This is a genomic window from Streptococcus cristatus (genome assembly GCF_003943465.1).
Taxonomy (GTDB): domain Bacteria; phylum Bacillota; class Bacilli; order Lactobacillales; family Streptococcaceae; genus Streptococcus; species Streptococcus cristatus_C.
On the sequence record NZ_RJPR01000002.1, the window covers coordinates 14500 to 27596 of the forward strand.

A 13097-nucleotide genomic window follows, 5' to 3' on the forward strand; every position below is an offset into this window, starting at 1 on the left:
CCAATAAAAAATGAAGTGAGATGTAACACTCACTTCACTATTATATACTATAAAGTTTTTCTGCGGCGATGTTTCACTGCACCTGCGAGAAGAGCTGCACCGAGAGTCATTCCAAGGAAGGCTAATTGTTCCGCTTCCGTTCCTGTATTAGGAAGGACAACTGACTGGCTAGGCGAAGCTTTAGGAGTCGCTGGAGTATTAGTATTATTATCAGTCTTTGGCTGAACTTGAGCAGCTACGTTAGCCAATGTTTCAACCGATGCATCCTTCTCATCTTGAGAAGCTGAATTTGCATTCGAAGTCAGAACCGTTTGACTACCTGCACCTGCTGCTGCAAAATTAAGTCCACCATTTGCTTGATAAGTAGTTGTAGTGGCAGATACTAGGGCTTGGCGCACTTCTTTTGGAAGAAGGTCTAGCAAATAATTGTAATTTGCTAGCAACTCATTGTAGACTGTTTGCAAATCAACTAATTTTGCATTCTCAGTCTCAGCAATAGCTTGTTTAGCCTTCAGGTCAGCCTCTGCTGCAACCAAGTCTTGCTTAGCTTTTTCCAATTGTTGTGGAGCTGTTTTCAGATCTGAAACTTTCTTCTGAGCCGCTGCTACACGATTTTGAGCAGCGACCAATTCAGCTTTAGCTGCTTCTAAGTCCTTATTCTTGTTTTCCTCAGCCGTCTTCAAAGCTGCGAGCTGATTCTTAGCCTCTACTAAGGTTGCCTGAGCTTTTTGTAATTTGGCTTGATATGGAGAGAGGGCAGACGCGATTCTAGCTGTTGCTGATTTCAAAGCAGCCTTTTTATCTGACAAGTTTTGTTGAGTCAGAGCTAAGGCTTTCTCAGCAGCTTCAAGATTCTGCTTAGCTTTTACAACAGCAGCCGCACGATCTTTCTGTGCTTGGTATGAATCTGTCAACTGATTATTTAAAAGATTCAAGCCAGACTCTTGACTAACTTTTTGCGCTTGTAACTCTGCCAAACGATTCTTCAAGGCTGTCACATTGGCACTTGAAGCAGCCCCACGACTGCCGCCGCTGCGAAGAAGTTTCTCCATCGCTTCAACTGTTAGCAGTGTGCCATTATTGACTCTTTGGTTGAAATTACGAACATTGTGGAATCCAACTTCTGAAGTTCCATGCGGAGTTCCAAACTGATTTGGATGAGTGTCATATGCTGCAGAAATAGCATTGGCCTTGTTATCCATCATTTGGACATAGTGACCGATTTGCGCAAAGACGTTAGGCCCTACCTTCATATAAATATCATTGGCATCCAGTTGTCTTTCATCAGTTGGCAAGCCGTATTGAGCAGCAATCTTCTGATACAAGGCTTTTTCACTATGCCAGAAATTAACCGCACCTTGAGGATCGAAGCTAATAGCTACGTTTTCATTGCCAATCAGCTTGCCCATGTGCCAATTTTCCTTCTCAAAGTACAAGGTCTGAATTTGGCTGGCAACATTAGCATATGGATCCACCAAAAGCTCTGGGAGACCCGCATTACGACGGTAAGCATTGATAGCCTTAACCAATTCCAAAGCCTGCAAGTTATTTTCCAAGCTGGCTGGGCTAGATGGATCTGAACCAACCGTGATCTTAAATTCATTCTGACCACGTTTGTAAAGAGCTAAAGCATCAGCTGCAGCATTTCTTACGGCTTCATTATTCGAATTATCTCGAAGATTCTCTAAGAATTGCGAATAGGTCGTATTTCGTAAATCAACCGGTGCTGTACTTGCATTTTTCTGTTCATGCACCAACTCTGTATTTGTTGCAGCAATCAATTGCTTGGTCTGTTCTAACTTAGCCTGAGTTTGATTGATTTTGTTTTGGATTTCTGCTTGATTTTGTGGCGCAGCATTTGCTGCTTGTTCTGCTTTTGCTAGTTCATTTTTAGCATGCTTCACAGCTGTCTGAGCTTGATTTTCCTGATTTTTAGCAGTTTCTACAGCAGCAGTTTCTGCATGAACTGGTTCTTTGGCTTTGTTTAGTTCAGATTCTGCCACATCTACCAATGATTGTTGACCAGCTATTGTATTTTCTTGGTCTTTAACTGCTTGACTTGCTTCTTGTACAGTAGTTTCTGCTTCTTTGACAGTTTCTGATTTTGCTGTTACTTCTTCTTCAGCTTTTTTAACATTGGTCTCTGCTTGAGAAATGTTTTCTTCAGTTGCTGCTTTTTCATTTTCAGTAGCTGTAGCCACTTTCTCTTGAGCCTCTGAAACTGCAGTTTTAGCTCCTTCAAGGTCTGCTTCAGCTTTCTTAGTTTGCTCTTGTTGCTGATTTACATTTTTCTTGGCAGCATCCGCTTTTTCCTTCGCTTCTGCTACATCCGCTGTCGTAATTGGTTTCTCGGTAACTGCTGTTTCCTTTGGTTTCGTAGCCGTTGACTCAACGAGTTCATCCGCTTTTACCTGATGGCTGAGCGCACCAGAAATAATCGTTGTCGCTGCAATGCCAGTTGCTACAACGGATTTACCAATTTTCTTGTCCATAGACATCTCCTTCTAATAGCACATGTATCATTTTACAATCAGTCCTATGCTATAATACTAACATAAAATGACTGGTTAAACCAGTCAAAACCATATCATTTAAATAGAAATTCTATTACAATTTTATGACAAAAATCGAACGCTCCATCCTAAGAATATAGAAATAGAGCGGATTTAAAGCATTTTTCGCCTCTTCCGCTCCTCATTTCCATTTATTTAGAAAAAATTTCTTTACTGCTTATTTGCTTCTGATGTCACTTGACTTTCAGGAGCTTTTTCTGAAGGAGCTGCTGAATTTGATTTTTCTACTTCAGGAGTGGCAGGTGAGTTTGACTCTTCCACTGTCTCTTTAGGAGCCTCGCTAGGTGTTTCTTTTTTAGTCTCCTCAGCCGGACTGGCCTCCATCTCAGTTTTAGCTTCAGTCGGAGCAGGCTTGTTGGCTTGAAGCTGATTAAAGAATGCTTCTGCTTCGGCTAGCAAAGCTGCTTTGTCCAAACTCGGATCGGATAATTTATCCAATAGAGCATCTACCTTGGCAAATTGCTCATCTGTTCCCTGTTGTTCCTCAAGCATCTTGTGGGCGGACATCAGCAAATTGTAAATTTTAAGATAGATCTCTTTATCCTTGAGCGCTGCAGATGCCTGCTGTTCCTTTAAGGTTTCAACGATTTGGGTCAAGAGCGTTTTCGTTTCTGCTAAGATTGTTTCTCTATCTTTTCGTGCTTCTTGCAAATCAGTTCGAAGTGCTGCGAGTTGCTTTTGATAATTTTCTTGCAGAGTCGAATTCGTTACTTTTTCCAAAAGTTCTTGACCTTTTTGGAAGAGAGCTTGGAGAGTTGCTTCTGAGATTTCCTCTGTAGGCTGCGGTGCAAATTCTCCATACAATTCTTTCAAGAAACCATAGATAGCCGTCTTATAACTGTGATCGTCCAGCTTTTCGGTATCCAGAACCGTTTTATCCTTGGCTGAAGCTGCCTCGCCACTTGCCAGAGCCTTATCAACTTCTAGCTTGGTTTGATAGAGTTCCAAGAAAAGAGCTTTCAGATCGACCGCTTCGATAAAGGCCTGAGATTTATAAAGCTTGAGCGTCAAATCAGCAACTTTCTTACGAAGTTCTGGCTGCAAACGAGCATCATCAACCGCAAGATAGAAAGCTTTGAGATATTCAACGGAGGTCACTCCTGTCCGATCTTGATAATCTTGCAGGCTTGCCAAGAGTTGCTCAATCTCAGCCATCTTAGCTTCATTTTTTTCTACCTTAGCTGCCTGCAATTCACTGAGCAAGCTGGTTTTATTCACATTGTAGCTGTCCGTTTCCAAACGTTTGATCTTGTCAACCAATTCTTGATATTTTTTATCAACTTCTGTCAGCTCTTCCGTTTTCGCTTTCTCGTCAACATGGATGTAGTGCTTATCAAATTGATCCAGGCTTGCCAAATATCCCTCAGTTGAGTTGCTTGGTAATTGCTTCATGGTTTCTACAAAATTACCGAGGGCTAGCTCGATTCGACGCTGCATGAGCAAGTCTTTAGCATAAATGGTTCGGCTAGCTGCCAAGAGGGCATCCACCTTTTCAAGAACAGCCTTTTCATCATAGCCTCCTGCTTGATAAGCTGATTGTAAGGCTGGAATTTTATTCTTCAAGCCCAGATTCAATCCTTTGGATTGGACACGGATGTAGTGGTTGTGATCGCCATGCGGAATGACAAACTGACCATTTTCCACCTGAATACTGTACGGAGACAGACCTGAACGCAGGGCTGTTGTATAAAGCTCGTTTAGGAAGTCCAGCTCTGGATTTCCAGTTTCTAGAGGAATCCGAACGTGCTCTTTTCGAACAGCGTATGGATGGATATGTGTCGGATCGTAGTCTTGATCTGGATTATTAAAGACAAAGAAGCCTTTTGAAATCTTAATCGCTTCACGCGGTACGCCATAAGTCTTGGAAATATAAGCGATTTTCTCTTCGTCACTTGCGTCACGAGAAAAACGGTCATATTCTGTGCTGACTTGACTGGACTGACTTGAATCTTTGTGCTTAGCCAGATTGGCTTCTGCTGCTGCAATCTGATCTTTGGTCAAATCTTTTTTGAAGAAATAATGTGCATGGCCGCCGTGTTGGACAACGTATCCTTCCTCATCTTTTGAGATGACATGCTCAGCATGGAAACCATGATCGTGCTCATCTTTATCAGCTGGTTTGGCTGGTTGACTTGGATTTGCTGGTTGGCTAGGCTGGCTTGGTGTACTTGCAGCAGCCTTAGGATAAGTCTTCTGACCAGTAACAGGAATGTTCCGAGCTATTTCTTCTTCTAGGGCAGACAGTTTGCTGTAAGGGATAAAGTGATAGTGATTTCCATGTGGAATGGCCACTCCTTCTGCAGTCCGTCTAACGATTTTGCTTGGATCAAAGACAAGACCATCTTTTTCAGCATAGCGTTTTTCTTTTGGTGTATGGTAGAGCTTCTCAAGTAAGGTTTGGTAACTTGATGGTGCATCTTCTGCTTTTTCAGCTGGTTTAGCTCCGTGCCCAGCATCTGATTGGGCAGGTTTGGACGGTTGAGCTGGCTTAGCAGTCTGTCCCTTATCAGCTTGATACGCTGGCTTAGTCGCAGTTCCTGCATGTTGATTTTCCGATGCTTTAGCTGTAGGAGCAGAAGCTTCTCCCCCTGTAGTAGGATTTTCAGCTGGACTAGCTGCTTGCTTGCCTCGCTGCAAGGAATCCCAGTAGGCTTGGGCAGCCGCTAATTCACCTGGCGACAGATCACTTTTAGGAATATAATGTATATGACCGCCATGTGGCACAAGGAATCCATCTCCTGTATCCGAAATCACATCAGATGGACTGAAAACATAGCCGTCATCTGTTGTATAGGCGCCATTGCTCCGACTCGATGCAGTGCCTTCTGCTTGATAGGTTCTCTTTCCTGCAGCATAAGCGGCACTTGGACGACTGAAGTCTTGTGTTTTTCTGCTAACAGTTTGACCCGATTTAGCTTCAGAACTGCCTTCGCCTTCTTCCTTGCTAGGATGAATTTGTCTTTGCCGTGCGATTTCATCAACTGAACGGACATTGCTGGTTTCTTTAGCATTGGTCAGATATAGGTAATATTTGCCTGCAACCTTGATAATATAGCCATCTTTCACTTGGTTGACAATATCTGATTCTTGCAATTGATAATTTGGGTCCCGCATGATCAACTCTTCACTCAGAATTGCATCAAAGGGAACCTTGCCATTATAGTAATGATAGTGATCACCATGTGAAGTCACATAGCCTTGGTCCGTAATCTTGACAACAATCTGCTCAGCAGTAATGCCTTCTTTGGCCTGAATCTGCTCAGGTGTCAATTTCTCCGCTTTTTGAGATTTATTGTCCTGCTTCTTTGCAGATTTCTTTTCTACATAGGCCACTCGATTTGTTGCTTGTTCTTGTGGCTTATCTGCTTGATACTGCATGATCGCATAACCGCACACACCAAGTGTAGCTAGTGCCGCAACTGAACTAATAATATATTTCTTTTTCATACATCACCTCAATGTTTTAATTCTTTGGCTAAAATTTCTAAATTATCTTCTAAATTTTCAAGATAGGTCTTGTCATTTTCAGGATCTGCTTCGAGAGGATTCAGCACCTTTAAGTTGACTCCTGTCGCCTTCTTCAAGGTTTCAGCCAGCTTAGAAGAAGCATTGCTCTCAACAAAAATCGTCTTGACTTTATAGGTCTTGATAAAATCTTGTATCTCCGTCAACTGCCTTGGACTAGGTTCTTGGTCTGGCGAAATGCCTGAAATCCCTAATTGCTTGAGACCGAAACGCTTGGCTAGATAAGAAAAGGCCGTATGCTGGGTCACGAAAGTTTTTTCATCTAGTCCGCTAAATACTCCTTTATATTTTTCGCTCAGGGCCTTTGCCTTCTCTGCAAATTTTTGAGCATTTTTTTGATAGGTTTCCGCATTTTTACTATCTAGCTTGGACAATTCTTGAGCGATGAGTTGCGCCTCTTCTGCCACTTTTTCAGGATCTAGCCAAGTATGTGGATCATAGAGGGTCTTTTCATCAATCCCTTCCTCAGCGGATACTTCTTCTAGGCCGGCCACCTTGTCCAACTGCATCCCGTTGCTAGCTTCTACGACCGCTACCTTGGACTTTTGTAAACTAGGATCCAAACTACCAGCCCAAGACTCCAAAGTCCGCGAATGATACACAAAGACATCCGCTTCATAAATAGCCGCTACATCGCTGGCTGACGGCTCAAATTCATGAATCCCTGCACCCGACTGAATCATCCGTACATCATTTAAGTCTCCAGAAACTTCTCTGACCATCGAATAAATCGGGTAAAAACTCGTGACAATATTGAGCCCGCGTTTGCTACCAGCACCGCTTGCTTCCTTTTTGCTACAAGCAGCAAGGCCAAGCCCCAGCAAGACTAGACTTAAAGCTATCAAAACTTTTTTGATTTTCATTTTAACTCCTTAACCAGTTTAGCAATCATTCAAAGAAAGAACTATTTTCAAAACATTCTTTCCAAAGAATTGCTTAAAAAAATAGCTTCTTTTGTTAACTGGTTTATTAACTAGTTAAGATAATACTCCTTTTTATTTTTTCTGTCAAGAAGGAAGTTTGAATTTTTTCAAAAATTTTCCAGCTCTTCATACAAATTAAGAAAGCCACAAACGTGGCTTTGAGAAATCAATATCTAAATTTTGCTACTTGATAGAAAGGACTAGTGTTCACTATCCCTACTATTGGCCCGAATTTCTTCCAACATTTTAGCTTCTTCGGCTGTACATTCATAGTTTTCCAGCAAGTCGGGACGACGCTCATAGGTTTTTTTCAGACTTTCATAAAGACGCCACTTGCGGATATTTTCGTGGTGGCCACTCATGAGAACTTCCGGAACAACCATGCCCCGATAGTCATAAGGACGAGTGTACTGAGGATACTCCAAGAGTCCAGATGAAAAGCTGTCATCTGTATGACTGACTTCCTTGCCAATAACCTCTGGAATCAGGCGAACTGTCGCATCAATCATGGTCATAGCCGCCAATTCTCCTCCGGTCAGGACATAGTCACCCAGCGAAATCTCGTCCGTCACCAAGGTCTTGATCCGCTCATCATACCCCTCATAGTGACCACAGATGAAGATTAATTCCTCTTCCTGAGCCAGCTCCTCAGCATAGGCTTGGTCGAAGGTACGTCCGGCAGGATCCAGCAAAATCACGCGCGGCTGCTTCTTTTCAATGGCATCATAGGCATCAAAAATAGGCTGAGCCCGCAGCAGCATACCCTGACCGCCACCATAAGGCTCATCATCCACATGCCGAGATTTTTCCGCATTTTCTCGAAAATTATGGTAGTTGATTTCCAAGAGGCCTTTTTCTCTAGCCTTGCCCACAATCGAGTGCTCCAAGGGCGCAAACATCTCCGGAAAGAGGGTCAAAATATCAATCTTCATCGTCCAGTCCTTCCGGTATCTCTACATCAACCCGACCTTGCTCGATGTCAATTCCTAGCACCACTGGAGGAATATAAGGCAGCAGCAAATCACGCTTACCTTTACGTTTGACTACCCAGACATCATTGGCTCCTGGCTGGAGAATCTCCTTAATCGTACCTAGCAGAACATCATTTTCATAAACTTCAAGACCGATAATCTCATGGTAGTAAAACTCCCCATCTTCCAAATCAGCCAAGTCTTCTTCGGCTACTTTCAGACTATAGTCACGAAATTTCTCGATGTCATTGATATGGTACATGCCCTTAAACTTGATGATATCAAAGTTCTTGGCCTTGCGGTGGCTGGCAATCTCCACATCCATGACAAACTGATCCTTCTTATCGAAAAGGGCCAGTTTATTGCCTTTTTTAAAACGCTCCTCCGCAAAATCTGTCACTGATAAAACCCGCATTTCGCCTTGTAAACCTTGAGTATTGACGATTTTCCCAACATTAAAATAATTCATTTTTACTCCAGTTAATCTTTTTACTATTCGTTTTATTGTATCATTTTGCTGGCTTTTTCTCAAGATAGACAGCTAGCTCAGACAGCAGAAAAGCCTATAAGTCAATGCCTTTTTCTCTGAGATTTTGCAGGCATTCCTCATAGTAAGCCGTATCATGCTCGGGGTAAATAGGGCTCGCCACAGCCATTTCTTCCAGATGCACATAAGCCGAACAAGTCTTGCCACGATAGTCCCGCTCCAGCCACTCTGGGGACACACGATAACCTCGCTTGCTCATCTCCTCCATAATCAGCTCATGGTAGCGGTAAAGCAAGTAAGGAGAGTGAGTAAAAACATAGTCAACGGTCGCATGTTTCTTACCCCAGCCATTGCCACGAAGGGCGCAGCATTCCCGATGCTGGCCAAGTAGTTGCGGACGGGGAAGCTTGGGAATCAGTGCTTGATGCCAAAGTCTCATTCTAACCTCCATATAGTAAAAACAAAGCAATCTTTTATTGTTCCAAATCGCAATTGAGCTCCAGAGAACTTCCTTTTAATAATCGCTGAAACGTCTATGTTTGATTTCAAAGTCGAAATAATTCTCTTCCTGAAGTCGGTGGAAAATATCCCGATAGGCTTCTTCATCAAAAGACTCCCCTCGATAAAGGATTTCAAAGCTAAGATCCTCATATTCCAGAAAGGCATTGGCTGACCGGAAGCCCTTGCTTTGATAGAAATCCCAGCGAGCTTGACGCTGCTCAAGATTGTCACAAGGCTCGTCTAAACGCTCGATTTCTAAAATCATGGTTCTCTGATAGAAATTGACCAGCTTTTCAATGATTTCACCGCCATAGCCATGGCTGCGCAGATGCGGCATAATCGCAAAGAAACTAACATAAAAGGCTTGCGCGTTGGAGATGGCAAAGGCAAAACCAACAAACTCCTTTTCATGATAAAAGGCGAAAAAATTAGCATCTTCCTGTTCCTCATATCGTAAAAATTCACTGAGCGGTATCCTTTCCTCTTCTGGGAAAGCTTCATTATTCAAGGCTTCTACCTTATCCAAATCTGGAAAATCTGCTGTAATGATCTGGCTGGTTAAGCTCATAAAATCACTCCTTTTCTAGTGATAGTATAACAAATTTTACAAAAGGGTTCAAAAAAGAGCCCTGAAAGAGCTCTTATGTATTTATTTTTCTGAAATGATAGTAAGGTGCCGAGTTCCTAAGAACTACTGATAGTTGGTCCCGATTGGACTCCCAGCCGCTACTTCACTATTTCACGTAATTTATCCAAATGCTGATTATCTGTCACAGCCATAATGCTGACTCCTGCTGGCCAGACAAAGTCTGGAGTAAACTGACTTTCCAAAGGCTGATTTTTTGTCAGACGATAGCCGATAATATTGAGATGATACAACCTACGAGCGTCTACATCACGAACTGTTTTCCCGACCCAGCTAGCAGGCAGCTCAAACTCAGCCACGACTACATCGTCATCCAACTGGAAAACCTCAATCGAATGGTTAAAGAGAATGGTCTTGGCCAATGAAATACCAGCCTCCACTTCAGGCAGAATAACCAGATCAGCTCCCACCTTTTCCAGTACCTGCTGGGTCACTTCATCCTTGACCTTGGCAATGACATTTTTAACGCCCAATGCCTTACAGTGCATGACCGCTAAGACACTGGATTCCAGACTTTCTCCAGTCGCCACGACGACCGTATCACAGGAACCAACGTCTGCCGCCTCCAAAAGCTCCATATCAGTAATGTCCCCGATTACACCGACGGCAATCATGTCTTCATACTGATTGATTGTCTCTTCGTGATTATCAATGGCAATGATTTCTACATCCTGAGAAATCAAGGCCTCAATGATACTCTGTCCAAAAATCCCCAAGCCGAGGATTCCAACTGTTTGTTTTGCCATTTCTTTTCTCCTATCCAATCATAATGTCCGCCTTGCTGTAGTGCAAGGTAGTAGCCTTCTTCGGTTGGTAATGGTTAAGACTGACCATAAGCGTTAGCGGCCCCACCCGTCCAATAAACATCAGCAACATAATCACAATCATACCAGCTGTATTGAGGCTAGTAGTGATATTGGCCGTGACACCAACTGTAGCCAATGCCGACACAGTCTCAAATATCAGGTAAATAAAACGATGACTGCTATCTGTCACTAGCCCAAGAGCCAAAAGACCAAGCAGAAATGTCAACTGAAAAATCACTGTCACACCAAAAGCCTTCTGCACCAGCTGAGGAGCCAGTGTTCTCCGACCGATATTAGTATGTGGCAAGCCCAAAATTTCCTTACGGGCGAACAGGAAAAGAACTAAGAAGGTCGTAATTTTTAGACCACCCGCTGTACCACCCGGAGCTCCTCCTAGAAACATCTGGAGCAAATAGATAAACAGGGTTACTGGACGAGCAGCTGTATAATCGATAGAAGCAAAGCCAGCTGTCCTCATGCTGACTGTCTGGAAAAAGCTGACCAGTAGCTTATCGCCAAAGGAAAGATTGCCAATTGTTCCAGGATTATTATACTCCGTCCAGAGACTCGTGACCGTCCCAAAAACGAGGAGACCAGCAGTCAGAAGCAAGACTACCTTAGTATGAAAGTGTAGCCCCTTCTGTTTTCCTCCCAATTTAGTTGCCAAGTCAAACCAGACCATAAAACCAAGTCCGCCAGTAATGATGAGGAGAGCCAAGGTGATATTGACCAAAACATCTGTCTGCAAGCCTAGTAGACTATCATTGCCAAAATTATCAAATCCTGCATTACAAAATGCAGAAACGGCTAAAAAGATAGAATTAAAAATCCCTTTTCCCAAGCCAAACTTAGGAATGAAGCGAATCATGAGAAGGAGAGCGCCCAGTCCTTCGATAGTAAAAGTCGTGATAAAAATCGAACGGACAAATTGACCCAAGGTACGATTGTGACCATAACTAAAACTATCTCGCAGAATGCGGCGATCCTTGAGGCTGAGCTTTTTCCGACTTTCCATGGTGAAAAATCCGATAAAGGTCAGGATTCCCAAACCACCAATCTGAATCAGCAGCATGCAAAGGAGCTGCCCCCAGACATTGTATGTATCTGCAACCGATCGTGTAAAAAGCCCTGTCACACAGACCATGGAGACCGCTGTAAAAAGATGATCCAGATAGCCCGCTTGGGAACTTGCCGTCTGCACCCAAGGCAGACTGAGTAGCAAGGAGCCACAGAATATCACCAGAAGAAAAGACAAGATAATCTTTTGCGCTGGTGACAAGCGTGAAAATAAATGCTTCATAAAGTTTCCTTTCCTGATCTAATAAATGCAGAGGCTAGCTCTATCTGCCCTCCTCTTTCCTTGATAGCCAGCTGTAAATCATCTGGACTCTGCAAGTTTCTGACTTTGATGGCATAATCCGCTGCGACAATAGCATGTCCCCGCATATGGGCTGTTGCGACTGCCTGGGCAAAGACACGCGCAGCATATTTACCGATTTGTGATTGAGCCTGCTGAGACAGTTTGTTAGCTAAGAAACCAGCCTTTCTTAGTTCATAGGCAGATGCCCTCCCATCAAGCCGAGTCTGAAAAACCTCTCTTACATGAGTCAAAATCTTCTGCTTTTCAATCTCATCTTCCGCATCAATCAGAGCTATAAAGCTTGACGCCATTTTCATAGCCCATCGAGCCAGTTGCCCCTGAGGAAGTTCCTCCAAAACAAGCTCCAATTCCAATCTCTTCTCACTGTCATCCAGAATTTTTAGCTTATAAGGGCTCGGTAAAATCACTTGATCATTCTCATAAGACTTGCGCTCATGAGCGTTCCAAGCATAATCTTCTGACTTCATATGTCCTCCGATTTCGAATTTATTTAAATTCGAGTGTAGATTTTGTGTTTGTCTTAACTGAGATACTTGCTTCTCGCGGAGCTCGAACTGCATCAAGGAAAATAAGGAACGTAGTTCTCGCGAAGCTCGAACCGCATCAATTTCTCTAACTTCACTTGCGTGCTAGGCACTCAGTTCGCTAAGAGAAATAGAAAAACGGGACACATGGCCCCGCTGCTTCTTATTTCTCATCAATGACGATGCGAACTTTTTTGTACTCGGTTGGGACAGAGTAAACAATCGTCCTTATAGCGGAGATAGTACGACCTTTACGACCGATCACACGTCCAACATCGCTTGGATCAAGATCAAGATGATACTCTAAAAACTCAGGTGTATCTTCAATCTTGATAGTTAAGGCATCTGGCTGTGAAATCAAAGGTTTCACTATCGCAATAATGAGATTTTCAATCGTGTCCATATATCAACCTGCACTTCTATTATTTAGAGTATTTTGAATCGTGGAATTTCTTCAAAACACCAGCTTTTGAAAGGATGTTGCGAACTGTATCTGAAGGTTGAGCTCCATCAGCCAACCATGCAAGAACGCGATCTTCTTTCAAAGTCACTTGGTTTTCTTCAACAAGTGGGTTGTAAGTTCCAACTGTTTCGATGAAACGTCCGTCACGTGGTGAACGTGAGTCTGCAACGTTGATACGGTAGAAAGGTTTTTTCTTAGAACCCATACGAGTCAAACGGATTTTTACTGCCATTTTTAAAATTTCTCTCTTTTCTTATTTTTTATTTCGGTGAAATAGCTGAGCTATTTGGCACATGT

The 13097-nt window shown here is 43.0% G+C and carries 12 protein-coding genes; all 12 read right to left on the reverse strand.

The window, feature by feature from the left end:
- Positions 1-47 precede the first annotated feature (47 nt).
- The 12 genes from D8793_RS02560 to rpsP all read right to left on the reverse strand — a co-directional run bounded on the left by D8793_RS02560 (position 48) and on the right by rpsP (position 13032).
- Entirely contained in the window at positions 48-2492 is a 2445-nt protein-coding gene (locus D8793_RS02560) for a CAP domain-containing protein (protein WP_125370463.1), read from the reverse strand.
- A gap of 231 nt (positions 2493-2723) precedes the next feature.
- On the reverse strand, positions 2724-6020 hold the full coding sequence (locus tag D8793_RS02565) for a pneumococcal-type histidine triad protein (RefSeq protein WP_125370464.1): 3297 nt from the start codon (positions 6018-6020) through the stop codon (positions 2724-2726).
- Between the two features lie 8 nt (positions 6021-6028).
- Positions 6029-6961 (reverse strand): metal ABC transporter solute-binding protein, Zn/Mn family, encoded by a 933-nt coding sequence (locus D8793_RS02570; RefSeq protein ID WP_125370465.1) that lies wholly within the window; start codon positions 6959-6961, stop codon positions 6029-6031.
- A 260-nt stretch (positions 6962-7221) separates the two neighbouring features.
- On the reverse strand, positions 7222-7953 hold the full coding sequence (gene trmD, locus D8793_RS02575) for a tRNA (guanosine(37)-N1)-methyltransferase TrmD (RefSeq protein ID WP_045497615.1): 732 nt from the start codon (positions 7951-7953) through the stop codon (positions 7222-7224).
- Positions 7943-8461, reverse strand: coding sequence for a ribosome maturation factor RimM (gene rimM, locus D8793_RS02580; RefSeq protein WP_125370466.1), 519 nt, complete (start codon positions 8459-8461; stop codon positions 7943-7945). The genes trmD and rimM overlap by 11 nt, the downstream gene beginning before the upstream one ends.
- A gap of 94 nt (positions 8462-8555) precedes the next feature.
- On the reverse strand, positions 8556-8918 hold the full coding sequence (locus D8793_RS02585; protein ID WP_125370467.1) for a TIGR02328 family protein: 363 nt from the start codon (positions 8916-8918) through the stop codon (positions 8556-8558).
- Between the two features lie 75 nt (positions 8919-8993).
- A complete protein-coding gene (locus D8793_RS02590) occupies positions 8994-9548 on the reverse strand; it encodes a GNAT family N-acetyltransferase (RefSeq protein WP_125370468.1) in 555 nt (184 codons plus the stop codon).
- Between the two features lie 158 nt (positions 9549-9706).
- Complete coding sequence (locus D8793_RS02595; RefSeq protein ID WP_125370469.1) at positions 9707-10372, reverse strand: potassium channel family protein; 666 nt, start codon at positions 10370-10372, stop codon at positions 9707-9709.
- A 10-nt stretch (positions 10373-10382) separates the two neighbouring features.
- On the reverse strand, positions 10383-11732 hold the full coding sequence (locus D8793_RS02600) for a TrkH family potassium uptake protein (protein ID WP_125370470.1): 1350 nt from the start codon (positions 11730-11732) through the stop codon (positions 10383-10385).
- On the reverse strand, positions 11729-12280 hold the full coding sequence (locus D8793_RS02605; RefSeq protein WP_125370471.1) for a putative immunity protein: 552 nt from the start codon (positions 12278-12280) through the stop codon (positions 11729-11731). The genes D8793_RS02600 and D8793_RS02605 overlap by 4 nt, the downstream gene beginning before the upstream one ends.
- A 220-nt stretch (positions 12281-12500) precedes the next feature.
- Positions 12501-12740 (reverse strand): RNA-binding protein KphA, encoded by a 240-nt coding sequence (kphA, locus tag D8793_RS02610; protein ID WP_005590445.1) that lies wholly within the window; start codon positions 12738-12740, stop codon positions 12501-12503.
- A 19-nt stretch (positions 12741-12759) separates the two neighbouring features.
- Entirely contained in the window at positions 12760-13032 is a 273-nt protein-coding gene (rpsP, locus tag D8793_RS02615) for a 30S ribosomal protein S16 (protein WP_005590447.1), read from the reverse strand.
- Between the last annotated feature and the right edge of the window lie 65 nt (positions 13033-13097).